Here is a 24,911-nt window from a genome sequence, read left to right on the forward strand (position 1 = left end):
CAGAAATAGAAGAGAAGGAAACCTGCCGTGCTCTCCTATGTCCTCAAGCGCCTGCTGCTGTTCATTCCGACCTTGCTCGGCGTGATGCTCGTGACCTTTCTCGTGATCCAGTTCGTGCCCGGCGGTCCGGTGGAGCAGTACCTGGCCGAAGCCAAGACGGCGGGGCGGGGCGGCGGCGGGGGCGGCTTCGAATCCGGCGGCGGCAGCTATCGCGGCAACCAGGGCGTGGACCCCAAGCGGCTGGAGCAGATCAAGGCGCTCTACGGCTTCGACAAGCCGCCGCATGAGCGCCTGGTCCAGATGCTGGGCCAGTTCGCGCGTTTCGACCTCGGCAAAAGTTTTTTCCAGAACAAGGACGTCTGGACGCTGATCATGGAGAAGCTGCCGGTGTCGATCAGCCTCGGCCTTTGGACCTTTTTCATCAGCTATGGCGTGGCGGTGCCGCTGGGCGTTGCCAAGGCGGTCAGGGCGGGCACGCGCTTCGACCTGATCAGCACGCTCATCGTGCTGGTCGGCTATGCCATTCCGGGCTTCGTGCTCGGCGTGGCGCTGCTTGTGGTGTTCGGCGGGCAACTGCAGTGGTTTCCGTTGCGCGGGCTGACCTCTTCCAACTGGGACGACCTCAGCTGGGGCGCGCGCATCGTCGACTACCTCTGGCACATCACCTTGCCGGTCACGGCCATGGTGCTCGGCAGTTTTGCCGTGACGGCCATGCTCACGAAGAACGCCTTCCTCGAGGAGATCCGCAAGCAGTACGTGCTGACCGCGCGGGCCAAGGGGCTGGGCGAGCGGCAGGTGCTGTGGAAGCATGTGTTCCGCAATGCGCTGATCCCGATCATCACGGGGCTGCCCTCGGCCTTCATCGGTGCCTTCTTTGCGGGCTCGCTGCTGATCGAGACCCTGTTCTCGCTCGACGGGCTGGGCCTGCTGGGCTACGAGAGCGTGATACGCCGCGACTATCCGGTGGTGCTCGGCACGCTGTATCTCTTCACGCTGATCGGCCTGGTGACCAAGCTGATTTCCGATCTCTGCTACGTATGGGTGGACCCGCGTGTCAAATTCGACTGAATATGGGCTCGCCCCCAGGCTTCGCGCACTTCGTGTCGCTTCTCCTTCCCCCTACCGGGGGCAACACCGGAGGCCCGGCAAAGCCGGTTCCTCGGTGTTTCTGGAAGAGTTCGGGGGCGCGGCGGCTTGGTTGGGGGGAGGGCGCGCATGGTAGGCGGCAGTGCCCACGTCTCGCCGGGGCGCCGCGCCTGGCTGCGCTTCAAGCGCAACCGGCTCGGTTTCTGGAGTCTGGTGATCTTCACCGTCCTGGTGGTGCTGAGCCTGTTCGCCGAGGTGTTGTCCACCGACAAGCCACTGGTGCTTCGCTACGAAGGCCACACCTACTTCCCGGTGCTGCGCGACTATTCCGAGAAGACCTTCGGCGGTGACTTCGAAACGCCGGCCGACTACCTTGACCCGTTCATCCGCAAGCGCATCACGCAGGGCGACAACTGGGCGGTCTACGCCCCCAACCCCTATGGCGCCAGAACGCTCAACTACTTCGCCAAGTCGCCCAGCCCGGCCGCGCCCACGGGCGACAACTTCCTGGGCACCGACGACCGCGGCCGCGACCTGCTGGCGCAGCTGGTCTACGGCTTTCGCGTGAGCGTGCTGTTCGGCCTGGCGCTCACGGCCATCGGCACGGTGCTGGGTGTGGCGGCGGGGGCGGTGCAGGGCTATTTCGCAGGAAAGATCGACCTGGCCTTCCAACGCTTCATCGAAATCTGGAGCTCCATGCCCGAGCTCTACCTGCTGATCATCTTCAGCGCGATTTTCGCGCCCAGCGTGGCGCTGCTGCTCATCCTGCTGAGCCTGTTCGGCTGGATGGGCCTGGCCGACTACGTGCGCGCCGAGTTCCTGCGCAACCGTCAGATGGATTACGTGCGCGCCGCCCGCGCGCTGGGCGTGAGCAACCTGCAGATCATGTGGCGCCACATCCTGCCCAACAGCATGGTGCCGGTCGTCACCTTCCTGCCGTTCCGCATGAGCGCCGCCATCCTTGCCCTGACCTCGCTCGACTTCCTGGGCCTGGGTGTGCCGCCGGGCACGCCGTCGCTCGGCGAACTGCTGAGCCAGGGCAAGGCCAACATCGACGCCTGGTGGATTTCACTTTCCACCTTCGGCGTGCTGGTGGTCACGCTGATGCTGCTGACCTTCATGGGCGACGCGCTGCGCGACGCGCTCGATCCCCGGAAGGCCGACAAGTGATGAACGGCAATTCAACACATCCCCCGCTGATCGACGTGAAGGGCCTGCGTGTCGCCTTCGGCGGCAAGGAGGTGGTGCACGGCATCGACTTCCAGATCGCCGCCGGCGAGAAGCTCGCGCTGGTGGGCGAGTCGGGCTCGGGCAAGACGGTCACGGCGCTGTCGCTGCTGCGGCTGGTGCAGAACGCCGACGTCACCGGCGTTGCAAGGCTTTTCGGCGGGGAACGCCCGTCGGACGTGCGTGACCTGCTATCGATTCCGGAGCGGCAGTTGCGTGGCATCCGCGGCAAGGAGATCGCGATGATCTTCCAGGAGCCGATGACCGCGCTGAACGCGCTCTACAGCGTGGGCGACCAGATCGCCGAGGTGCTCGAGTTGCACGAAGGGCTGTCGGCCCGCGCCGCGCAGGCGGCCGCCGTGCAGCTGCTGGCCGACACGGGCATTCCGGAGCCCGCGCGGCGCGCGCAGGCGTTTCCGCATCAGCTGTCGGGCGGCCAGCGCCAGCGCGCCATGATCGCCATGGCCCTGGCCTGCAAGCCGCGTCTGCTGCTGGCCGACGAGCCGACCACGGCGCTGGACGTCACCGTGCGCGCGCAGATCCTCGACCTGCTGGCCGAGTTGCAGCGCAAGCACGGCATGGCGGTGCTGCTGATCACGCACGACCTGAATCTGGTGCGCCGCTTCGCCGACCGCGTGGCGGTGATGGAGAACGGCCACATCGTCGAGCACGGGGCGGTTGCGCCGGTGTTCGAGGCGCCGCAGCATCCCTACACCCGCAAGCTGATCGACAGCCACCCGGAGCGCCATGTGGCGGCGGTGCCGTCGAGCGGCGCCGCGCCGGTGCTCGAGGCGAAGGCCTTGCGCGTGATCTACCCGGTGCCCCGGCCCGGCATCGGCGGCTGGTTCCGCAAGGGCGAGTTCGTGGCGGTGCAGGGCGCAGATTTCCGCATTGCGCCGGGCGAGACGCTCGGCGTGGTCGGCGAATCGGGTTCGGGCAAGTCGACGCTCGCGCTGGCGGCGCTGGGGCTGCTGCGCCATCAGGGCGCGCTGAAGGTCGCGGGAAAAGACTGGGCGGTCGATCGCGCGTCCGACCTGGGCCTGCGCCGGGTGATGCAGGTGGTGTTCCAGGACCCGTTCTCCTCGCTCTCGCCGCGCATGACGGTCGAGCAGATCGTGGGGGAGGGGCTGCGCGTGCACGCGCCCAGGCTCGATGCCGAGGCGCGGCGGGCGCGTTCGCTTGTTGCACTCGCCGACGTCGGGCTGACCGAGGCCCAGTTTCCCTCGCTGCTCGACCGCTACCCGCATGAGTTTTCCGGTGGGCAGCGCCAGCGGCTGGCGATTGCGCGTGCGCTGATCGTCGATCCGCAACTGCTGGTGCTCGACGAGCCCACCAGTGCGCTCGACGTAACGATCCAGAAGCAGGTGCTCGGCCTGCTGCAGCGCCTGCAGCGCGAGCGCGGGTTGAGCTACCTGCTGATCACGCACGACGTGGAGGTGATCCGTGCCATGGCGCACCAGGTCATCGTGATGAAGGACGGGGCCATCCTCGAAAGCGGAGCGGTCGAGCGCGTGCTCGACGCACCCGAGCACCCCTACACACAAAAGCTGGTGGCCGCCGCGCTGCTGGAATAAAACGGAGTCTGCAAGCAATGTCGGAAATCGGACGCGACCGGCGCGGGGCGTGGCGCGCGGCGCTGGCCTGCATGGTCACCCTGTCGGTTGCCATGGGCCTGGGTCGCTTTGCCTTCACGCCCATGCTGCCCATCATGCTGCACGAGGGAAAGCTGGAGCTCGCCACCGGCGGGGTGCTGGCATCGCTCAACTACCTGGGCTACTTTCTGGGTGCGGTCAGCTGCGCGGCCATCGGCATCAAGGCCTCGAGCATGGTACGCGGCGGGCTGCTGGCCACGGCGGCGTTGCTGGTCGGCATGGGGCTGCTGCACAGCTTCACGAGCTGGGGCATCCTGCGCGCCGCCGCCGGCGTGATGAGCGCCTGGGTCTTCGTGTTCGCCTCCGGTTGGGGGCTGCGCAGGCTGGCGGAAACCAACTCGCCGATGCTGGCGGGGGTGATCTACACCGGCCCGGGAATCGGCATTGCGATGACCGGCTTGCTCGGTGGGGCGCTCGGGCGATGGGGCTCCGAGGCGGGTTGGATCGGCCTGGGCATGCTGGCGGTCGTGCTGATCGCGGTGATCTGGCGGGTGTTCGACGACGGCGAGCGGGCGCCGGTCGGGGCCGGGGCGGCCGTTGCCTCCGCCGCGACGGGGCACGCCAGCCGCTCGGCGGCCGATCGCAGCGATGCGATCTGGCTGGTGGCGCTGTATGGGCTGGCGGGCTTCGGCTACATCATCACTGCGACCTTCCTGCCCGTGATCGCCCGGCAGGCGCTGCCCGGTTCGTCCTGGCCCGATTTCTTCTGGCCCTTGTTCGGGCTGGCCATCATTCCCGGGGCCTTGATCGGCGCGAGGGCGCCTACGCATTGGGACAACCGGCTGTTGCTGGCCATGGCCTATTCGCTGCAGGCGCTGGGTGTGGTGTTGTCGGTGGCGTGGCCGACGATCGGCGGGTTCGCGCTCGGAAGCCTGCTGCTGGGGATGCCGTTCACCGCCATCACTCTTTTTGCGATGCGGGATGCGCGCAGATTGCGCGGCAACGCGGCCGCCGGCCTGATCGGCTATGCAACGGCCTCCTATGGGGTGGGGCAGATCGTCGGGCCGCTGTTTGCAGCGCCGCTGGCCCAGCGGACGGGGTCGTTTCAGCTGCCGCTGCTGGTCGCGGCGGCGGCATTGGCGCTCGGCGCTGTTTTATTTGCATGGGTTTGGCTCAAATCTCGCCGTCCGGGGGGCGTTTGAGTGTCTATGCCCCTTCATTTATTGCACGAATAGCATATAATTCGAGGCTCACGACCAAACGGGCGGGTACCAACCGCCCGTTTTTTTTGGTCTGTGCATTCTGAACATTCCAGCGATCTGGCATCCGTGGCGGGCGGATTGCACAGTTACCGTATTTAAAAGGCACTTTCGAACACGTGGCATTGCAGCAAATAGTGGAACAAACCGTGGCCGGTCTCGGCTATGACCTGGTCGAGATCGAACGCTCGGCCGGGGGAACGCTGCGCGTGACGATTGATTTGCCGTGGACGGCCCCCACATCGGAAGCTGTCGCGGCCGGTGTGCCCGAGCCCTTCGTGACGGTGGAAGACTGCGAGAAGGTAACGCGGCAGTTGCAGTTCGCGCTTGAGGTGGATGGTGTCGATTACAAGCGGCTCGAGGTGTCCTCGCCCGGTATCGACCGTCCGCTGCGCAACGAGCAGGATTTCGGGCGTTTCGTGGGTGCGGTGATCGACATCACGCTCAAGGCGCCCATGGGTGCGGCGGCGGCGGGCCAGGTGTCCGCCAATCGCAAGAAGTTTCGCGGCACGCTGGAGCGTGTCGAGCAGGCGGATGGCGCCCAGGGCTGGCAGATCGTCTGGAGCGATGCGCCCGAGGCCAAGCCTGGACAAAAAGTGAGCAAGAAGCGCGCGCCTGCACCGTTGCATGCGCTGGGCTTCGTTTTGGACGAGCTGCGCGATGCGCGGCTGGCGCCCATTGTGGATTTCAAGGGCCGCAAGGCCAAAACCCAACCGGGTTTTTCGGATATTGACGACGGAACGCAGGTTCCGGACTGACCAGAGGAGTGGTGGCATGAATCGCGAAATGTTGATGTTGGTGGATGCGATCTCGCGGGAGAAGAACGTCGAACGCGACGTGGTCTTCGGCGCGGTCGAATCCGCACTGGCGCAAGCCACCAAGAAGCTCCATCAGGGCGATGTGGACATCCGCGTGTCGGTCGATCGCGACAGCGGCGACTACGAAACCTTCCGCCGCTGGCACGTCGTTCCCGATGAAGCCGGCCTGCAGCTGCCCGACCAGGAAATCCTCCTGTTCGAGGCCAAGGAAGAAATGTCGGACATCGAAGTCGGCGAGTACATCGAAGAAGCGGTGGACTCGGTGCCGATCGGCCGCATCGGCGCCATGGCCGCCAAGCAGGTCATCCTGCAGAAGATCCGCGACGCGGAGCGCGAGATGCTGCTCAACGACTTCATGTCGCGCGGCGACAAGATCTTCGTGGGCACCGTCAAGCGCCTGGACAAGGGCGACATCATCGTCGAGGCCGGCCGCGTCGAAGGCCGCCTGCGCCGCAGCGAGATGATCGCCAAGGAAAACCTGCGCAACGGCGACCGCGTGCGGGCCATGATCATGGAGGTCGACCTGACGCTGCGCGGCGCGCCGATCATCCTGTCGCGCTCGGCACCCGAGTTCATGATCGAGCTGTTCCGCCAGGAAGTGCCCGAAATCGAGCAGGGTCTGCTCGAAATCAAGAGTTGCGCCCGTGACCCGGGTTCGCGCGCCAAGATCGCCGTGCTCTCGCACGACAAGCGCGTCGATCCGATCGGCACCTGTGTCGGTGTGCGTGGCACCCGCGTCAACGCCGTGACCAACGAGCTCGCCGGCGAGCGCGTGGACATCGTGCTGTGGAGCGAGGATCCGGCCCAGTTCGTGATCGGCGCCTTGGCCCCGGCCAACGTGTCGTCCATCGTGGTCGACGAGGAAAAGCACGCCATGGACGTGGTGGTCGATGAGGAAAACCTCGCCATCGCCATCGGCCGCGGCGGCCAGAACGTGCGCCTGGCTTCCGACCTCACGGGTTGGAAGATCAACATCATGGACGCCAACGAGTCTGCGCAGAAGCAGGCCGTCGAAACCGATGCCAGCCGCAAGCTGTTCATGGAAAAGCTCGATGTCGACGAGGAAATCGCCGACATCCTGATCGCCGAAGGCTTCAACAGCCTCGAGGAAGTGGCCTATGTGCCGATTTCCGAAATGCTGGAGATCGAAGCCTTCGACGAAGACACCATCAATGAGCTGCGCACGCGCGCCAAGGATGCGCTGTTGACCATGGAAATCGCCAAGGAAGAGGGTGTCGAGGTCCAGCCGCAGGTATCGCAAGACCTGCACGACCTCGAGGGCCTCGACCCCGAGCTGATTCCCAAGCTGACCGAAGCGGGTGTGAACACCCGTGACGATCTTGCCGACCTCGCGGTCGATGAACTCACCGAGATCACCGGCCACAGCGCCGATGACGCCAAAACTCTCATCTTGAAAGCCCGCGAACATTGGTTCGCTGGCCAAGAGTGACGGTCATGAAGGCACGAAACCAATATGTCCAGTACCACTGTCGCCGAGTTCGCGAACGAGCTCAAGAAGACTCCCGAAACCTTGCTTGACCAGCTCAAGAGTGCAGGTGTGCCCAAAGCGGCCGCCACCGACGCCCTTACTGAGGCTGACAAGCAGCGCCTGCTCGGCCACCTCAAGGCCAGCCACGGCACCGTCGAGCCCGAGCGCAAGAAGATCACGCTGACGAAGAAGTCGACCAGCGAGATCAAGCAGGCCGACGCCACCGGCCGCGCCCGCACGATCCAGGTCGAGGTGCGCAAGAAGCGCACCTTCATCCAGCGCGAGGACGGTCATCCGGCCACGCCTGAGTCGGCACAGCATGCGGAAGAAGCGCCGGTCGAGGTCCCCGAAGCCCCGCGCGTCGACGAGGCCGAGCTGGCCCGCCGCGAGGAAGAGGCGCGCCGCCAGGCCGAGCTGATCCGTCGCCAGGAAGAAGAACTGGCCGAGAAGCGTCGTCTGCGTGAAGAAGCCGAGGCCCGCGAACGCGAACAGGCCGAGAAGGTCGAGCGTGCCGAACAGGCTGAGCAGGCACAGCAGGAAGCCGTGCGCGTCGCTGCTGCGAAAAAGGCCGCTGCATTCGCGGAAACCGCCGCCGTCAACGCCGCCAGCAAGGATGCGCATGCAAGGCACGCAGCCGCTCCGGCGGTGATTGCCGCTGCCGCCGCTGCCGAACAGCAGGCCGCCGACACCAAGCTCGCCGCGCAGAATGCTGCGACGCAAGCCAAGGAAGACGCGAAGGCCAAGGCCGCCGCCGAATCGAAGGCCCGTGCCGACGAGGAAGCCGCCCGCGCCAAGGACCTCGACGAGCGTCGCCGCAAGGCCCTCGCCGAAGCCGAGGCCATCCGCGCCATGATGAATGCACCGGCCCGCGTGCTGGTGCCGCACAAGGCGCCCGAGAAGCCGCAGCCCGAAAAGGCCGCGGTCAAGGGCACGCTGCACAAGCCGGCCACGCCCGCACCGCGTCCCGGCGCGCCAGCCGCTCCGGGTGCTGCTGCAGCGCCTGGCGCTGCGGGCGCCGGCAAGGAAGTCAAGTCCGCCAAGCTCTCCTCGAGCTGGGCAGGCGACCCTGCCAAGAAGAAGGAAATCAAGACCCGCGGCGATGCCAGCGGGGGTGTCAGTCGCGGCAACTGGCGCGGAGGCCCGCGTGGTCGCCGTGGCAACGACCGCGGCGGTCACGACGAGCAGCACGCACCGGCCGCACCGGTCGAGGCGCGCATTCTCGAAGTGCACGTGCCCGAAACCATCACGGTGGCCGAGCTCGCGCACAAGATGGCCGTCAAGGCGCAAGAGGTCATCAAGCAACTGATGAAGCTCGGCCAGATGGCGACCATCAACCAGTCGCTCGACCAGGACACCGCGATGATCCTGGTGGAAGAAATGGGCCATACCGCGGTGGTTGCCGCGCTGGACGACCCGGAAGCCTTCACCGACGACGACGTGTCGGCGCAAACCGCCGAGTCGCTGCCGCGCGCTCCGGTCGTGACCGTCATGGGTCACGTCGACCACGGCAAGACCTCGCTGCTGGACTACATCCGCCGCGCCAAGGTGGCTGCGGGCGAAGCCGGCGGCATCACGCAGCACATCGGTGCGTACCACGTGGAAACCGCACGCGGCATGGTGTCGTTCCTCGACACCCCGGGTCACGAGGCCTTTACGGCCATGCGTGCCCGCGGTGCGCAGGCCACCGACATCGTGATCCTGGTGGTGGCGGCCGACGACGGCGTCATGCCCCAGACCAAGGAAGCCATCAAGCACGCCAAGGCTGCGGGTGTGCCGATCGTGGTTGCCATCAACAAGGTGGACAAGCCCGATGCCAACCTGGACCGCGTGAAGCAGGAACTGGTGGCCGAAGAGGTGGTGCCTGAAGAGTACGGCGGCGACGTGCCGTTCGTGCCGGTGTCCGCCAAGACGGGCCAGGGCGTGGACGAGCTGCTCGAGCAGGTGCTGCTGCAGGCCGAAGTGCTGGAACTCAAGGCGCCGGTGGAAGCCGCTGCCAAGGGCCTGGTCATCGAAGCCCAGCTCGACAAGGGCCGCGGCCCGGTCGCCACCGTGCTGGTGCAGTCCGGCACGCTGAAGACCGGCGACGTGGTGCTGGCCGGCTCGACCTATGGCCGCGTGCGCGCCATGCTGGACGAAGACGGCAAGTCGACCAAGTCGGCAGGTCCGTCGATCCCGGTCGAAATCCAGGGTCTGACCGAAGTGCCGCAAGCAGGCGACGAATTCATGGTGATGAGCGACGAGCGCCGTGCGCGCGAAATCGCAACCTACCGTGCCGGCAAGTTCCGCAACACCAAGTTGGCGAAGCTGCAGGCCGCGAACCTGCAGAACATGTTCACCGACCTGTCGGCGGGCGAAGTGCAGACGCTGCGCATCATCATCAAGGCCGACGTGCAGGGCTCGCAGGAAGCTCTGGCGCAATCGCTGCTCAAGCTGGCGACCGAAGAAGTCAAGGTGCAGATCGTGTACGCCGGCGTGGGTGGTATCAGCGAAAGCGACATCAACCTGGCCATCGCTTCGAAGGCGGTCGTGATCGGTTTCAACGTGCGTGCCGATGCCGGTGCGCGCAAGCTGGCCGAGAACAACGGCGTGCAACTGAACTACTACAGCATCATTTACGACGCCGTGGACGAGATCAAGGTTGCGATGTCGGGCATGCTGGCACCGGAGCGCCGCGAAGAGATCATCGGCTCGGCCGAGATCCGCACGGTGTTCGTGGCCTCGAAGATCGGTACGGTCGCAGGTTCGTACGTCACTTCGGGCTCGGTCAACCGCAGCGCGCATTTCCGCCTGCTGCGCGACAACGTGGTGATCTACACCGGCGAAGTCGACTCGATCAAGCGCATGAAGGACGATGTCCGCGAAGTCCGCGAAGGTTTCGAGTGCGGTATCAAGCTCAAGAACTACAACGACATCAAAGAAGGCGATCAGCTCGAATTCTTCGAAATCAAGGAAATCGCCCGGACGCTGTAAGCGTTCGAAGCGAGAGAGTCCATGCCTAAAAGAAAAGCCGCCGCCCCCAACCGTGCGTTCAAGGTTGCCGACCAGATCCAGCGGGATCTGACGGAGCTGATCGCGCGCGAGTTGAAGGATCCGCGCGTGGGCATGGTCACGATCCAGGCCGTCGAGGTCACGCCCGACTATGCGCACGCGAAGATCTTCTTCAGCCTGCTCACGGGCGATGTGGACGAGACCACCGAAGCGCTGAACCAGGCCGCGGGCTTCCTGCGCAACGGCCTGTTCAAGCGCCTGCACATTCACACGGTGCCCACGCTGCACTTTCTGTTCGACCGCACCACCGAGCGTGCGGCCGACATGAACGCGCTCATCGCGCAAGCCGTCGCCTCGCGTTCGAAAGACGAATAGCCATGAACGCGCCACGCACAAGGGTGCAGCGGCGCCCTGTGCATGGGGTGTTGTTGCTCGACAAACCGCTGGGTCTCTCCAGCAACCAGGCTTTGCAGAAGGCCAAGTGGTTGCTGCGCGCGGAAAAGGCAGGCCACACCGGCACGCTCGATCCGCTCGCCACCGGCGTCCTGCCTTTGTGTTTCGGCGCGGCCACCAAGTTCAGCCAGCTGCACCTGGACGCCGACAAGATCTACGTGGCCACGGCCCGCCTGGGGGTGAAGACCACCACCGGCGACGCCGAGGGCGAGGTGATCGAGGAGCGACCCGTGCATGTCACGCCAGAAGACCTTGTGCGCGTGCAGGCGCAGTTCACCGGAGCGATCCGTCAGGTGCCGCCGATGCACAGCGCACTAAAGAAGGACGGCAAGGCGCTGTATGAATACGCCCGTGAAGGCATCGAAGTCGAGCGGGCCCCGCGCGACGTCGTGATTCATCAGCTGAAAGTGTCGGATGCGAGCTTCCAGCCTCAAGAGTTTGCTATCAAAATTGAGGCAAATGTGAGCAAGGGCACCTACATCCGCACGCTCGGCGAAGACATCGGCGAGGCCCTCGGGTGTGGCGCACATCTGACTGCGCTGCGGCGCATCGCCACCGGCGGTTTTGTCCAGGCGCAGTGCATCACGCTCGAAGCCCTCGAAGCGATGGACGAAGAGCAGCGCCTGGCGCAGCTCTTGCCTGCCGAATCGCTGGTGGACGGCCACAGCCGCGTCACGCTCGGCGCGGAAGATGCGGCACGTTTTCTTTCGGGCCTGCGCCGCCGCGGCGACTGGGCCGATGCGGGCGAGGTGGCCGTGTTCGGCACCGAGCCGCCGGCCTTCCTGGGCTCTGCCCACGTCAAGGCCGGTGAATTGATCCCGGGGCGCTTGCTGAACCCCATCGAAATCCAGCAAATTCTTTTGAACGCACAACAGACCGAAGCGACACCATGAGTACCAAGCAAATCCGCAATATCGCCATCATTGCCCACGTGGACCATGGCAAGACCACGATGGTCGACCAGCTGCTGCGCCAGTCGGGCACCTTCGCCGATCACGAGAAGGTCGTCGACACGGTGATGGACAACAACGCCATTGAAAAGGAACGTGGCATCACGATCCTGGCCAAGAACTGCGCCGTGACCTGGGAAGGCACGCACATCAACATCGTCGACACCCCGGGCCACGCGGACTTCGGCGGTGAAGTGGAGCGCGCGCTGTCGATGGTCGACGGCGTGGTGCTGCTGATCGACGCGCAGGAAGGCCCGATGCCGCAGACGCGCTTCGTGACCAAGAAGGCGCTGGCCCTCGGCCTGAAGCCGATCCTGGTGGTGAACAAGGTCGACAAGCCCGGCGCCAACCCCGACAAGGTGGTCAACGCCGCCTTCGACCTGTTCGACAAGCTCGGCGCCACCGACGAACAGCTCGACTTCCCCGTGGTGTACGCCTCGGGCATCAACGGCTGGTCGTCGCTCGAAGAAGGCGCTCCCGGCGAACAGTGGGGCCCCGACATGTCGGCCCTGTTCAACACCATCCTGAAGCACGTGCCGGCGCAAAAGGGTGACCCCGCAGCGCCGCTGCAGCTGCAGATTTCCGCGCTCGACTTCTCGACCTTCGTCGGCCGCATCGGCGTGGGCCGCATCAGCCAGGGCACGCTGCGTCCGATGATGGACGTGGTGGTCATGGAAGGTCCGGACGGCAAGGCCGTCAAGGGCCGCGTCAACCAGGTGCTGACCTTCCAGGGCCTGGACCGCGTGCAGACCACCGAAGCCGGCCCGGGTGAGATCGTGCTGATCAACGGTATCGCCGACATCGGCATCGGCGTGACCATCACCGACCCCGCCAACCCGGCGCCGCTGCCCATGCTCAAGGTCGACGAACCGACCCTGACCATGAACTTCTGCGTGAACACCAGCCCGCTGGCCGGCCGCGAAGGCAAGTACATCACCAGCCGCCAGATCTGGGACCGCCTGCAAAAGGAGCTGCAACACAACGTGGCCCTGCGCGTGAAGGAAACCGACGAAGAAGGCATCTTCGAAGTCATGGGCCGCGGCGAACTGCACCTGACCATCCTGCTGGAAAACATGCGCCGCGAAGGCTACGAGCTGGCCGTGTCGAAGCCGCGCGTGGTGTTCCGCACCGTCAACGGCGAAAAGCACGAACCCATCGAGCTGGTGACGGCCGACATCGAAGACCAGCACCAGGGCGGCGTGATGCAGGCCCTGGGCGAGCGCAAGGGCGAACTGGTCAACATGGAACCGGACGGCCGCGGTCGCGTGCGCCTGGAGTACCGAATTCCGGCGCGTGGCCTGATCGGCTTCACCAACGAATTCCTGAACCTGACGCGCGGCTCCGGCCTCATCAGCAACATTTTCGACAGCTACGAAGCGCACAAGGGCGACATCGGCAGCCGCAAGAACGGCGTGCTGATCTCGATGGACGACGGTGAAATCTTCACCTACGCGCTGGGCAAGCTGGACGATCGCGGCCGCATGTTCGTCAAGGCGAACGATCCGGTGTACGAAGGCATGATCGTCGGCATTCACAGCCGCGACAACGACCTGGTGGTGAATGCCACGCGCACTAAGCAGCTGACCAACTTCCGCGTCTCGGGCAAGGAAGATGCGATCAAGATCACGCCGCCGATCGACCTCACGCTCGAATACGGCGTGGAGTTCATCGAGGACGACGAGCTGGTCGAAATCACCCCCAAGAGCGTTCGCCTGCGCAAGCGTTTCCTGAAGGAACACGAGCGCAAGCGGGCCGGCCGCGACACGTCGCAAGGCTGACGGCCTCAGCCCCTGCCTGTGCAGGGGCGTGCAGCATCCAGATCACCTTCTGGCGCAGCCTCTTCGAGAGGTTGCCGCCGGGGGTGATTTTTTCGTTGGGGCGCCGGCTTATTGCGGCAGGGCCTCGGCGGCGAGGCCCATGCGCTTCAAGCGCGCCTCGAGCACCGAGCGCAAGAAGGTCTTCGGAAAATCGTCGCTCACGCGCCAGTTGCCGTTCTCTTTCAGAAACTTGAATTCACCGGCCAGCGCGAGCGACTGGGTGTGTCCGCCGATGGCGCTCAGCAGTCGGTCGTTGTATTCGATGACGAGCGGGCAGGCCTGCACGGCGTCGTTCTCGAGCGCCCGGCATGGCCCGGCAACCTCGACCTCGGCGATCTCGCGCGAGCGGTCCGGGTCCTTGTCCACCAAGCCTGATTCGTTGCGAGGACGCTGGCGAGACAGTGCCGAGCTGGCCGAACGCGCGCTCAGCGGCGCGGCCCCTTCGCGGAATGCGTGCTCCAGCGCCGCACGACCGATGGGCTCGGCGTTGTAGCGCGGCTTGCCCTGGGCGTCGAGGTTGCCGAAGCGCGCCTGCACGATGGCCAGGTCGGCGCCGCGCACCACCATTTCGTCGCTCTTCGGCGCGACGGGGCCGATGGTGTAGGCCATCGGGTCGCGCTTGTCGCCCTGCGTCATCACGGCCGTGCAGCCGCGCACACGGTCCGTCTTGCGGTAGCCGATCTCGCGCATGCTGCCGATGGACGGCGTTTGAAGCTCGGCGCGCTTTTGCGGATCGAGGGTGCGCATGCGCACGTCCACGGAAGCACGAAACATCAGGTTGTCGAGCGTCTTGCGCGTGGAGGCCGCGTCGCAGGCGGGCACGCCGGCCGGCGCAAAGAAGTACCAGCCGAGGCCGCCGCCGATCACCAGCACGGTCAGCATCAACTTCAATGCGCCGATGCGGCGGGCGCGCTGCGTGCGGGACTGCCATGCCTTCATGGCTTGCGCTTCGGCATCGATCAGCGCCTGTGCCTCGTTCACGATGCGGACGCGATCGGCGGCCATGGCAAAGGCCGGCTCGGCGGCAACCTGGGCGCGGAGTGCTTCGAAGCCTTTCTTGTCGATGAGCTCCTCGCTCACCAGCCAGGCCAGCGTGGCCGCTGCGGACGCGGGCACGCTGCCGACAACGGGTGTTTCTTCCAGCGCCTCGTCGCGTGTCGGCGTATCGATGAGGCCGTCGCTGTGCAGTGCCTGGAGGGCCTCATGGGTGATGCCTTGCCCGGCCAGTTCGACCATGTCGTCGGCGTCCATGGCGCTCATGGCGGCGTCGCCTGCGTGCGGATGGGCAGGCTCGGCGGCCTCGACCTTGTCGAGCGCGGCGTTCTGTTGGGCTTCGGTGATCAGGCCTCGCACGCGCATCCATGCCAGGGCATGCGCGGGCCCTGGAAGGGGCGGGAGGCTCGGCGTCTCGGGATGTGCGAGCGCGGTGTCGTGCTGCGTGTCGGTGATCAGGCCCTGGGTCAGCAGTGCGAGGAACGCGTCGGGGTTGGCGTCAGAAGTCATGCGGGCATTCTGCCGTGCCCCCTCGGCGCGATGCGTTGGTCGAGGCGGACAAAAAAACGCCGGCGGTTGCCGGCGTTTCGTTGAGGTGCCCTGGTGAATCAGGGGCGGGCAACCTTCCAGGCGCCGTTGGCAACGCCGTCGCCGGTCTTGTCGCCAGCCTTCGCGTCCTTCGACCAGAAGTACAGCGGCCAGCCCTTGTAGGCCCATTGGCGCTTGCCGTCTTCGCGAATGATGATGGTGTAGCCGCCGATAGGCTTGGCCGTCTCGGTCACGCCGAGCGGGGGCCAGTTGGTGGCGCACTGGGCGTTGCAGGCGGAAGTGCCGGCGCCGGCCGTGTCCTTGGCGAAGGTGTACAGCGTCATGCCGTTCGGTCCGACCAGCACGCCGTCGGCGGTGCGGGTGGGGGTGTCGGGCGCTTTAGCGGTCGGGGACATGCTGCCGCAGCCGGCAAGCAGGGCCGCCGCGAGGATCGAGGCGCTGAGCAATTTCATGCAGTTTCTCCTTCAGTTGAAAAATCGCGAAGACGGATCCGGTGACGGGCCGGGCCGAGTAAATGCGCGAGCCGGCAGTTTATGCGTTCATCAAGACAAATCGCGGTAGGCCAGCGTCGCCAGTTTGAGCAGTAGTTCTCGCGGCAGCTTGCCCGCGAGGGCGTAGCCGAAGCCCTGGTCGACCCAGTAGAAGCTGGGCACAGGGCCTTCGGAGGCGAAGCGGAAGGCGGTTTCGCGCGCGGCGGCAGCCCCGGCGGCGTTGGCGTCGAGCGTGCCGATGTACAGCGTCACGCGCTCGCCGGCGGCGTCCTCGAACATGAACTGGGCGCGAGCGCCGGTTTCTCCGGGCAGCAACCGGCCACCGACCAGGGCGTACCCCTGGGAAGACAGGTCGGGCACCTTCAAAGGCCTATCCAGGCGCTTGGAGAGCCACTGCACCAGATGCTGCTGCTCGGACGCTGCCACTTCGACAGGGTGCCGCTTTTCCGGCACGTACACGGCGTGCGCCATCGACGCGTCGTGCACGAACTCGCGCACCGCAGGTGCCTTGGCCAGCTGCGAGCCGCCGCGCGCGGCGGACCATTGGCTGCTGCCGATCCAGCCGGCGGCGAAAGCGACCAGCACGCCGGCCGCCATGCCGCCCCAGCGCACCCAGGAGGCACGCTGCGCTTGTCGTGTCGGACGGCCGCCGAGCGCATTCATCAGGGCCGCGGGAACGGGCTCGTCGAGCAGCTCGCCATGCAGCCTGCGCAAGGCGTCGCGCTGAGTGTGCCACGCGGCGATCTTCGCGGCCACGGCAGGATCGCGCGCAATGGCTTCTTCGACCGCGCCGTGACGCTCGGCAGCCAGTTGGCCGTCGACCCAGGCGTGCAGCTCGTCGTCGGTGGGGGGCGGGGCGGGGCGGTTCATGGTGTGGCGATTTTCATTTGAGGCGGCGCAGGCCGGGACGACCGGGCGCGCAGGCGCCGTCCATCAGTTCCTGCAGCCGGACGCGGGCGCGCGACAGGCGCGACATGACAGTGCCCGCGGGAATGCCGAGCACCTTGGCCACCTCGGCATAGGACAGGTCTTCGAGCGTCACCAGCAGCAGCACGGCGCGCTGCTCCTCGGGCAGCTGCATCAGGCAGCGCTGCAGGTCCAGGCGCGTGCCCTGGTCGCGGCCCGGGTCGATGCCGCCGTGCATCTCGTGCGGCAGGTCGTCGAGCGAGACCACGGCGTGCGGTGGCGGCGTGCGCCGCACCTGGCTGGCAAAGATGTTGTGCATCACGGTGAACAGCCACGCGCGCAGATCGGTGCCCACGACCCACAGGCGCCACTTGCTGCAGGCGCGCTCGAGCGTGTCCTGCACCAGGTCGTCGGCGGCCCATGCATTGCCCGTGAGCGCACGCGCATAGCGGCGCAGGCTCGGGGTGTGCTCGATCAGCAGGCGGGCGTCCATGAGGGCGTGGACCGATCCAAAAACGCCGATCAGGGCTTGGCGATTTTCCAGGTGCCGTTGACGCCGTCGCCGGTCTTGTCTCCCGGCTTGCTGTCCTTGGCCCAGTAGTACAGGGGCCAGCCCTTGGCGGCCCATTGCTTCTTGCCGTCGTCGCGGGTGACGATGGTGAAGTCGCCGGTCGCCTTGTCACCTTCGGAGGCCATGAACGGCGGCCAGTTGGTGGCGCAGCCGCCGTTGCAGGCCGACTTGCCGCTGCCTGCGGTGTCCTTGTCGAAGGTGTAGAGCGTCATGCCCGTGGCGCCGACGAGCGCGCCGTCGGCGGGCTTGGGCTGGGCGAAGGCCGGCAGCGCGAGCAGGGCTCCGAGCAGCACGGTGAAAGACGCACGCGAAAGAAGGGGAGGGAGCGAACGGCTGAAAGGCGACATGGAAAGACTCCTGGGTTGTGATGGCACCGGCTTGTCCGGTGACAAACGTACAAACGCCCGCGGCGGGTCTTTTATTCCATGGCCTGCAAAAAAGATTCAGCGGCTGCGGCTCTTCATGGCGCGCTCGACCTCGCGCTTGCCTTCGCGGTCCTTGATGGTGTCGCGTTTGTCGTGCTCGGCCTTGCCCTTAGCCAGCGCGATGTCGCACTTCACCTTGCCGGCTTTCCAGTGCAGGTTGAGTGGCACCAGCGTGTAGCCCTTCTGCTCGATCTTTCCGACGAGGCGGCGGATTTCTTCCTTGTGCAGCAGCAGTTTCTTGGTGCGGATCGAGTCGGGACTGACGTGGGTCGAGGCGCTCTTGAGCGGGTTTATCTGCAGGCCCACCACGTACAGCTCGCCGTCGCGGATCACCACGTAGCCGTCGGTCAGCTGCACCTTGCCTTCGCGCAGCGATTTGACTTCCCAGCCCTCGAGGACCATGCCGGCCTCGAAGCGCTCTTCGAAGAAATAGTTGTAGGCGGCCTTCTTGTTGTCGGCGATGCGGGAGGAGGTGTCTTGTTTCTTTGTGGCCATGACTCAGGAATGTTGGGGCTGCATGGCTTCAATACAATCTCCGTCGCGCACGCGTGCCGATTCTATGAAAACAGTCAACAAGTCCGTCCTCATCTGGTACAGCGCCGAAGAAATGTACGCGCTGGTCACCGACGTGGCCAAGTATCCGCAGTTTCTTCCCTGGTGCGACAAGTCGCGCGTCGTCGAGCAGCACGAGGATGGCATGACTGCCGAAGTCGGCCTGTCCTTCGGCGGGCTGCACAAGAGCTTTACTACCCGCAACACCCATGTGCCGGGGCGCGAGGTGCAGCTCAAGCTGGTCGACGGGCCGTTCTCCAACCTCGACGGCCAATGGAAGTTCGTGCCGGTGGGCGAAGCGGGCGAGCGCGCCTGCCGCGTCGAACTGCACCTGAGCTACGGCTTCAGCAATTTCGCCTTGCAGGCGCTCGTGGGGCCGGTGTTCGACACCATCGCCTCCAGCCTGGTCGAGGCCTTCGTCAAGCGCGCCGAGCAGGTCTACGGCGCTTCCTGATGCCTTGCCCATGACCCGCGTGATCGAGGTGGCGCTGAGCTGTTCGCCCGGGGCCCGCGAGGTGTTCGAACAGGTGCTGAAGCTGGCACCCGAGACCACGCTGGCCGACGCGGTGAAGGCAAGCGACCTGTCCGTGGCGCTGCCGGAACTGGACTGGCGCCATGCAATGACGCCGGGGATCTGGGGCAAGGTCGTCGAGTGGGACCAGCCCCTGAAGGAAGGGGACCGCATCGAACTGTGCCGGCCCCTCAAGGTGGATCCGAAAGTGGCGCGCCGGGAGCGCTTCCAGCGCCAGGGCGCGCGGGGAACTGGCCTGTTCGCGAACCGCCGCAAGGGCAGCGCCACGGGCTACTGAGGCACGCGGCTATTTGCAGTCGCTGTCGATGATCGACTGAATGCGCTTCTGCTCGGCCGCGCGTGCCGAGTCGTCCATGATTTCGCGTTCGCCGCTGGCATTGACCTTGGCGATGCGCACACCGCTGTCGACGGTGGCCTTGCCCTGGCGGGCGAGCACGCAGTTGTCGGCCTTGGCCTTCGCCGACTTGGCGGCTTCGGCGGCCTGCTTGGCTTTTTCGTCGGCCTCGGCCTTCCTGGTCTTCTCCTCGAGTTCCTTGTCGACACCGGTTGGCTTGGGCGCGGCCGCGGACTTGGGCGGTGCATCTGCCGCGGCTTCGGCGGGCGGGGCATCCACGTTCGGGTTCGCGGTGGAGCGCGCGACCGGCGGCGGGCCGACGCGGCGCAGGATGTTCTTCTCGGGAATGTCGGGCGGCGGCGCCTGGTCGCTGAAGACCTTCTTGCCGTTCTTGTCGATCCATTGCCATTGGGCGCTCGCGGAGAGCGGCAGCGCAACGACACATCCCAGTACCAGCCAATGCACGAATTTCATGCGCGAATTCTAGCCACGCCTTACTTTTTGCAACATCCGCATCGGCTGGCATTGGGTGGTTTTGCAACGCCGCGGAAAGGCCCAGGCCGGCAAACCCTTCGGGCGCGTCGTTACAATCCTTCTTTTGGAGCTTCACCCATGCGCCTTCTCGGCAAAGCGCTCACCTTCGACGATGTGTTGTTGGTGCCAGCGTTCTCCCAGGTCCTGCCCAAGGACACCTCCCTCGCCACCAAACTCTCCCGCAACATCACGCTGAACCTGCCGCTCGTTTCGGCGGCCATGGACACCGTGACGGAAGCCCGCCTCGCGATCGCCATCGCGCAGGAGGGCGGCATGGGAATCGTGCACAAGAACCTCACTGCGCAACAGCAGGCCGCCGAAGTGGCGCGCGTGAAGCGCTACGAGTCGGGCGTGCTGCGCGACCCGGTGGTGATCACGCCGACGCACTCGGTGCGCCAGGTGATGGCGCTGTCCGACCAGCTCGGGATCTCCGGCTTCCCGGTGATCGACGGCGGCAAGGTCGTGGGCATCGTGACGGGGCGCGACCTGCGCTTCGAAACCCGCTACGACGTGCCCGTGAGCGAAATCATGACGCAGCGCGACAAGCTCATCACCGTGCCCGACGGCACCACGCTGGCCGATGCCAAGGCGCTGCTCAACAAGTACAAGCTCGAGCGCCTGCTGGTCATCAACAACGACTGGGAACTCAAGGGCCTGATCACCGTCAAGGACATCACCAAGCAGACCAGCTTCCCCAATGCAGCACGCGACGCCAGCGGCCGCCTGCGCGTGGGCGCGGCGGTGGGCGTGGGTGACGGCACCGAAGAGCGTGTCGAAGCCCTGGTGAAGGCCGGCGTCGACGCCATCGTGGTCGACACCGCGCACGGCCACAGCGCCGGCGTGATCGAGCGCGTGCGCTGGGTCAAGCGCAACTATCCCCAGGTCGACGTCATCGGCGGCAACATCGCTACCGGCGATGCAGCGCGTGCGCTGGCCGACGTGGGTGCCGACGCGGTCAAGGTCGGCATTGGCCCGGGCTCCATCTGCACCACCCGCATCGTGGCTGGCGTGGGCGTGCCGCAGATCATGGCGGTCGACAGCGTCGCCACCGCGCTGCAAGGCACGGGCGTTCCGCTGATCTCCGACGGCGGCGTGCGCTACTCGGGCGACATCGCCAAGGCGATCGCCGCCGGCGCCAGCACCGTGATGATGGGCAGCATGTTCGCCGGCACCGAAGAAGCTCCCGGCGAAATCGTGCTTTACCAGGGCCGCAGCTACAAGAGCTACCGCGGCATGGGCTCCATCGGCGCGATGCAGCAGGGCAGCGCCGACCGGTACTTCCAGGAATCAAGCACCGGCAACCCCAACACCGACAAGCTGGTGCCCGAAGGCATCGAAGGCCGCGTGCCCTACAAGGGCTCGATCGTCTCCATCGTCTACCAGATGGCCGGCGGCGTGCGTGCCAGCATGGGCTACTGCGGCTGCGCGACCATCGCGGACATGCAGAACAAGGCCGAGTTCGTCGAGATCACCACGGCCGGCATCCGCGAGAGTCACGTGCACGACGTGCAGATCACGAAGGAAGCGCCGAACTACCGGGCTGATTAAGGGCTGAACAAGCCTGTTCTGGCCAGACCTTGAAAGTCAGGCCAGTTTGAGGTTAGAATTTGGGCCAGATTCAATTTTTCTGGCCCAAATGCAATCCATCGGTATCGCTGAAGCCAAGAACAACTTCTCCGCCCTGATCGACCTCGTCGAAAAGGGCGAGGAGGTTCGCATCACCCGCCACGGCAAGGAAGTCGTGCGCATGCTGCCGGTGCGCCGCAAGCCGGTCATCACCGACGAGCAGATCGAGCGCGAGCTCGGCCAGATCGACGCGCTGCACGCCACCATCCGGCCCGGTCTTTCGTTGCGCGCCTTGCGCGAAGAAGGGCGCCAGCCATGACCGCCTTCGTCATGGACGCCTCGGTCACCGCCGCCTGGCTGCTGCCCGACCAGGCCAGCGAACACACCCGCAAGCTCTACGCGGCCATTCGCCGCGACGAGGTCGAGCCGCAGGCGCCCAACGCCTGGCAATGGGAGTGCGCCAACATTCTTGCCAACGGCGTGCGCAGCGGCCGCATCCCCGCGTCCGCGGTCGAAGGGCTGTGGAGCGTGCTCGACGCCATCCGCCACCGCGTGGAACTGCACGAGCTCGCACCCGCGCAACACAAGGCCGTGCTGGCCGTGGCCATCGACGCCGGCGTGTCGCTGTACGACGCAGGCTATCTCTGGCTCGCCAAATCGCTAGATCTCCCGCTCGCCACTTTCGACGAGCAACTCATCCAGGCGGCGCCGCACGCGGGCGTCAAGCTGTTCGACATTTCAACGCTCTGAGTCCTCTCGCCATGCAACACGACAAGATCCTCATCCTCGACTTCGGCTCGCAAGTCACGCAACTCATTGCACGCCGCGTGCGCGAAGCCCATGTGCTGAGCGAAGTGCATCCCTGCGACGTCACCGACGAATGGGTGCGCAAATACGCCGCCGACGGCCACCTGAAGGGCGTGATCCTTTCCGGCAGCCACGCCAGCGTGTACGAGGAAACCACCGACAAGTGCCCGCAGGCCGTGTTCGACCTCGGCGTGCCGGTGCTCGGCATCTGCTACGGCATGCAGACCATGGCCCATCAGCTCGGCGGCAAGGTCGAGTGCGGCCACAAGCGCGAGTTCGGTTTCGCGGCCGTGCGCGCCCATGGCCACACCGCGCTGCTGAAGGACATCGCCGACTTCACCACGCCCGATGGCCACGGCATGCTCAACGTGTGGATGAGCCACGGCGACAAGGTCACCGAACTGCCGCCGGGCTTCAAGCTCATGGCCAGCACCGACAGCTGCCCCATCGCCGGCATGGCCGACGAGGCGCGCCGCTACTACGGCGTGCAGTTCCACCCGGAAGTCACGCACACCGTGCAGGGCAAGGCGCTGCTCGAGCGCTTCGTGCTCGGCATCTGCGATGCCAAGCCCGACTGGGTCATGCGTGACCACATCGCCGAAGCCGTGCAGAAGATCCGCGAGCAGGTGGGTGACGAGGAAGTCATCCTGGGCCTGTCGGGCGGCGTCGATTCGAGCGTGGCGGCCGCGCTCATCCACCGCGCCATCGGTGACCAGCTGACCTGCGTGTTCGTCGACCACGGCCTGCTGCGCCTGAACGAGGGCGACCTGGTCATGGAGATGTTCGAAGGCAAGCTCAACGCGAAGGTGATTCGCGTCGATGCCAGCGACCTGTTCCTCGGCAAGCTCGCTGGCGTGAGCGACCCCGAAGCCAAGCGCAAGATCATCGGCGGCGAGTTCGTCACGGTGTTCAAGCAGGAGGCCGCCAAGCTCAAGGCCGGCGACGGCGGCCACAAGGGCGCGACCTTCCTGGCGCAAGGCACGATCTACCCCGACGTCATCGAGTCGGGCGGCGCCAAGAGCAAGAAGGCCGTCACCATCAAGAGCCACCACAACGTGGGCGGCCTGCCCGAGCAGTTGGGCCTGAAACTGCTCGAGCCGCTGCGCGACCTGTTCAAGGACGAAGTGCGCGAATTGGGTGTTGCACTCGGCCTGCCGCCTGAGATGGTGTACCGCCATCCGTTCCCCGGCCCGGGCCTGGGCGTGCGCATCCTGGGCGAGGTGAAGAAGGAATACGCCGACCTGCTGCGCCGCGCCGATGCGATCTTCATCGAGGAGTTGCGCAACTTCAAGGACGAGTCGGGCAAGACCTGGTACGACCTCACGAGCCAGGCCTTCACCGTGTTCCTGCCGGTGAAGAGCGTGGGCGTGATGGGCGACGGGCGCACCTACGACTACGTGGTGGCGCTGCGCGCCGTGCAGACCAGCGACTTCATGACGGCCGACTGGGCGGAGCTGCCCTACGCGCTGCTGAAGAAGGTGTCGGGCCGAATCATCAATGAAGTGCGCGGCATCAACCGCGTGACCTACGACGTGTCGAGCAAGCCGCCGGCGACGATCGAGTGGGAGTGAGGGGTACTCCGACGTCTGTCGGGCCCGAGGCCACCCGCTGAACGCGCCCGGCGTGCTTCGGGTCTAGAAGCTCGCCTTCAGGCCCACCGTCAGCATGCCGCCCTTGGCCTGCTTCGACAGCTTGCCGAAGTAGTCGTAGTCCGCGGTGATGGCCAGGTTCTGCGTCACCCGATATTCGGCGCCGAAGCCCGCCATGACGCCGTTGGCGCCGCCCGAGAAGCGCCGGTTGCCGGGTACGCCGTTGTCGCCGCCGGAAATGCGCCCGTGCGCAATGCCGAGACGCCCGTTGACGGCGAAGAACTCGCCCAGCGGCAGGCGCGCGGTGGCTGCCGCATAGAAGGCCTGGCCCGAGCCGCTCTGCAGCGTTGAAACGCCGTAGGCCGAGGTCCACTGGCTCACGCGGCCCAGGCGCGCATAGCCGGCCTCCACGCCGAAGTTCTCCGTCAGCCGGTAGCCGCCGTACAGCTTGTAGGCCGTGCCGGCCTTGCTGCTTTTTCGCCACCCCACGGCGCGGGCGCGCTGCTGGACGACGAGAGGCTGAAGCTCGAACGGCCGATGGCGCCGCCCGCATAGAAGCCGGTGTCCTGTTAGACGGCGATGAAGCCTGTCCGCCCGTGTGCGTCGATTCTCAAAAACCAGCCTGAAGACCCGCTTGGCACTTGCTGAAGGGCGCATGAAGCGCGCAGGTCCATGGGCGATGATCGAGGCATGTCAGAACAGTTTCTTCTTCCCGGTATCGATCCCCCGCCGCGGCCCCTGCCACGCCCCCGAAGCAAGGCGCGCAGCAAGCAAGTGCTGCCGCACTCGCTCTTTTTTGCACTGCTTCCCCACGCGCAAGATGCCACGTCGATCGAAGCGCTGGGCGAACGCATGAACTCGCAACACGCATTGAAGGGAACACCGGTCGCAGCGCATCGCCTGCATGTCACGTTGTTCGACCTGGGCGGCTACGCGCAGGTGCCGGCCGACACGGTGGCGCAGGCCTCGAGCGCGGCCGCCACGGTCGCGGCACCGGCATTCGACATCGTCTTCGACAAGGCCATGAGCTTCACCAAGGGCGCGCTGGTGCTGTGCGCCGACGACGAAAAGAACACCGCGGCCCTCCTGGCTTTCCGGCAGCGGCTGGGCGAAGCGCTGGCCGATGCGGGCCTCAAGCCCTCGCGCGCCTTCACGCCGCACATGACGTTGGCCTACGCACGACGCAAGCTGGAGAAGCACGCGCTCGAAGCGCCCGTCAAGTGGACCCCAGGCTCGCTCGTGCTGATCGACAGCCACGTGGGCGAGGGCGTGCACGAGGTGCTCGGCCGGTGGCCCGGCGCCCAGTTGGACGCGGCGTTCGCCTGACACGAATTTCCCGCCGCGGGTCTGCACACGCGCCCAAGCCAGCACCCTGATCTCCCT

General features: G+C 66.0%; 25 protein-coding genes. 17 read left to right on the forward strand and 8 right to left on the reverse strand.

Annotation, left to right across the window (positions count from 1 at the left end):
- Positions 1-27: 27 nt before the first annotated feature.
- The 10 genes from AC0IYU_RS00510 to typA all read left to right on the forward strand — a co-directional run bounded on the left by AC0IYU_RS00510 (position 28) and on the right by typA (position 13,640).
- Positions 28-1,068: a microcin C ABC transporter permease YejB gene (locus tag AC0IYU_RS00510; RefSeq protein ID WP_472111706.1), complete on the forward strand. Its 1,041-nt coding sequence runs from the start codon at positions 28-30 to the stop codon at positions 1,066-1,068.
- 147 nt (positions 1,069-1,215) lie between these two features.
- Complete coding sequence (locus AC0IYU_RS00515; protein ID WP_472111710.1) at positions 1,216-2,256, forward strand: ABC transporter permease; 1,041 nt, start codon at positions 1,216-1,218, stop codon at positions 2,254-2,256.
- On the forward strand, positions 2,256-3,887 hold the full coding sequence (locus AC0IYU_RS00520) for an ABC transporter ATP-binding protein (protein WP_472111713.1): 1,632 nt from the start codon (positions 2,256-2,258) through the stop codon (positions 3,885-3,887). The genes AC0IYU_RS00515 and AC0IYU_RS00520 overlap by 1 nt, the downstream gene beginning before the upstream one ends.
- Positions 3,888-3,904: 17 nt before the next feature.
- Positions 3,905-5,107 carry a YbfB/YjiJ family MFS transporter gene (locus tag AC0IYU_RS00525; protein ID WP_472111716.1) on the forward strand — a complete coding sequence of 401 codons (1,203 nt, stop codon included), beginning with the start codon at positions 3,905-3,907 and terminating at the stop codon, positions 5,105-5,107.
- A 176-nt stretch (positions 5,108-5,283) separates the two neighbouring features.
- Positions 5,284-5,922, forward strand: coding sequence for a ribosome maturation factor RimP (gene rimP, locus AC0IYU_RS00530; RefSeq protein WP_435438314.1), 639 nt, complete (start codon positions 5,284-5,286; stop codon positions 5,920-5,922).
- Between the two features lie 16 nt (positions 5,923-5,938).
- Complete coding sequence (nusA, locus tag AC0IYU_RS00535) at positions 5,939-7,432, forward strand: transcription termination factor NusA (protein ID WP_435438315.1); 1,494 nt, start codon at positions 5,939-5,941, stop codon at positions 7,430-7,432.
- 24 nt (positions 7,433-7,456) lie between these two features.
- Positions 7,457-10,441: a translation initiation factor IF-2 gene (gene infB, locus AC0IYU_RS00540; RefSeq protein ID WP_472111719.1), complete on the forward strand. Its 2,985-nt coding sequence runs from the start codon at positions 7,457-7,459 to the stop codon at positions 10,439-10,441.
- Between the two features lie 21 nt (positions 10,442-10,462).
- Positions 10,463-10,834, forward strand: coding sequence for a 30S ribosome-binding factor RbfA (gene rbfA / locus AC0IYU_RS00545; RefSeq protein ID WP_093122236.1), 372 nt, complete (start codon positions 10,463-10,465; stop codon positions 10,832-10,834).
- Positions 10,835-10,836: 2 nt separating this feature from the next.
- Complete coding sequence (truB, locus tag AC0IYU_RS00550) at positions 10,837-11,805, forward strand: tRNA pseudouridine(55) synthase TruB (RefSeq protein WP_472111722.1); 969 nt, start codon at positions 10,837-10,839, stop codon at positions 11,803-11,805.
- Positions 11,802-13,640: a translational GTPase TypA gene (gene typA / locus AC0IYU_RS00555; protein WP_472111725.1), complete on the forward strand. Its 1,839-nt coding sequence runs from the start codon at positions 11,802-11,804 to the stop codon at positions 13,638-13,640. The genes truB and typA overlap by 4 nt, the downstream gene beginning before the upstream one ends.
- A gap of 108 nt (positions 13,641-13,748) precedes the next feature.
- Here the strand turns inward: typA and AC0IYU_RS00560 are convergent, their stop codons facing one another.
- From AC0IYU_RS00560 to smpB, 6 genes are all read right to left on the reverse strand, one after another.
- Complete coding sequence (locus AC0IYU_RS00560) at positions 13,749-15,182, reverse strand: hypothetical protein (RefSeq protein ID WP_472111728.1); 1,434 nt, start codon at positions 15,180-15,182, stop codon at positions 13,749-13,751.
- Positions 15,183-15,280: 98 nt separating this feature from the next.
- A complete protein-coding gene (locus tag AC0IYU_RS00565) occupies positions 15,281-15,673 on the reverse strand; it encodes a COG4315 family predicted lipoprotein (protein WP_472111730.1) in 393 nt (130 codons plus the stop codon).
- 90 nt (positions 15,674-15,763) lie between these two features.
- Positions 15,764-16,582 (reverse strand): anti-sigma factor family protein, encoded by an 819-nt coding sequence (locus AC0IYU_RS00570; protein ID WP_472111733.1) that lies wholly within the window; start codon positions 16,580-16,582, stop codon positions 15,764-15,766.
- A gap of 13 nt (positions 16,583-16,595) precedes the next feature.
- A complete protein-coding gene (locus AC0IYU_RS00575; protein ID WP_472111736.1) occupies positions 16,596-17,111 on the reverse strand; it encodes a sigma-70 family RNA polymerase sigma factor in 516 nt (171 codons plus the stop codon).
- A 29-nt stretch (positions 17,112-17,140) separates the two neighbouring features.
- Complete coding sequence (locus AC0IYU_RS00580) at positions 17,141-17,536, reverse strand: COG4315 family predicted lipoprotein (protein WP_472111739.1); 396 nt, start codon at positions 17,534-17,536, stop codon at positions 17,141-17,143.
- Between the two features lie 96 nt (positions 17,537-17,632).
- On the reverse strand, positions 17,633-18,109 hold the full coding sequence (gene smpB, locus AC0IYU_RS00585; protein ID WP_409168598.1) for an SsrA-binding protein SmpB: 477 nt from the start codon (positions 18,107-18,109) through the stop codon (positions 17,633-17,635).
- A gap of 64 nt (positions 18,110-18,173) precedes the next feature.
- Between smpB and AC0IYU_RS00590 the strand changes: the two genes are divergently transcribed.
- Positions 18,174-18,620 (forward strand): type II toxin-antitoxin system RatA family toxin, encoded by a 447-nt coding sequence (locus AC0IYU_RS00590; RefSeq protein WP_472111741.1) that lies wholly within the window; start codon positions 18,174-18,176, stop codon positions 18,618-18,620.
- A 10-nt stretch (positions 18,621-18,630) separates the two neighbouring features.
- Positions 18,631-18,975 carry an RnfH family protein gene (locus AC0IYU_RS00595; protein ID WP_472111744.1) on the forward strand — a complete coding sequence of 115 codons (345 nt, stop codon included), beginning with the start codon at positions 18,631-18,633 and terminating at the stop codon, positions 18,973-18,975.
- A 9-nt stretch (positions 18,976-18,984) separates the two neighbouring features.
- On the opposite strand, the gene AC0IYU_RS00600 is transcribed toward AC0IYU_RS00595, so the two are convergent.
- Entirely contained in the window at positions 18,985-19,506 is a 522-nt protein-coding gene (locus AC0IYU_RS00600) for a DUF4124 domain-containing protein (protein ID WP_472111747.1), read from the reverse strand.
- Between the two features lie 138 nt (positions 19,507-19,644).
- Between AC0IYU_RS00600 and guaB the strand changes: the two genes are divergently transcribed.
- From guaB to guaA, 4 genes are all read left to right on the forward strand, one after another.
- Positions 19,645-21,114, forward strand: coding sequence for an IMP dehydrogenase (guaB, locus tag AC0IYU_RS00605; RefSeq protein ID WP_472111750.1), 1,470 nt, complete (start codon positions 19,645-19,647; stop codon positions 21,112-21,114).
- Between the two features lie 88 nt (positions 21,115-21,202).
- On the forward strand, positions 21,203-21,451 hold the full coding sequence (locus AC0IYU_RS00610) for a type II toxin-antitoxin system Phd/YefM family antitoxin (RefSeq protein ID WP_435438329.1): 249 nt from the start codon (positions 21,203-21,205) through the stop codon (positions 21,449-21,451).
- Positions 21,448-21,882, forward strand: coding sequence for a type II toxin-antitoxin system VapC family toxin (locus AC0IYU_RS00615; protein WP_435483742.1), 435 nt, complete (start codon positions 21,448-21,450; stop codon positions 21,880-21,882). Before AC0IYU_RS00610 ends, AC0IYU_RS00615 begins: the two co-directional genes overlap by 4 nt.
- 11 nt (positions 21,883-21,893) lie before the next feature.
- The gene (gene guaA / locus AC0IYU_RS00620) at positions 21,894-23,510 is read left to right on the forward strand and encodes a glutamine-hydrolyzing GMP synthase (RefSeq protein WP_472111753.1); all 1,617 of its coding nucleotides are present in this window, start codon (positions 21,894-21,896) and stop codon (positions 23,508-23,510) included.
- 63 nt (positions 23,511-23,573) lie between these two features.
- Here the strand turns inward: guaA and AC0IYU_RS00625 are convergent, their stop codons facing one another.
- Entirely contained in the window at positions 23,574-24,017 is a 444-nt protein-coding gene (locus AC0IYU_RS00625) for an outer membrane beta-barrel protein (protein ID WP_472111755.1), read from the reverse strand.
- Positions 24,018-24,380: 363 nt separating this feature from the next.
- Between AC0IYU_RS00625 and AC0IYU_RS00630 the strand changes: the two genes are divergently transcribed.
- Positions 24,381-24,854, forward strand: a complete 474-nt coding sequence (locus AC0IYU_RS00630; RefSeq protein WP_472111758.1) for a 2'-5' RNA ligase family protein — start codon at positions 24,381-24,383, stop codon at positions 24,852-24,854.
- Positions 24,855-24,911 lie beyond the last annotated feature (57 nt).

The sequence above is a fragment of the Variovorax sp. AC103 genome (genome assembly GCF_979254005.1).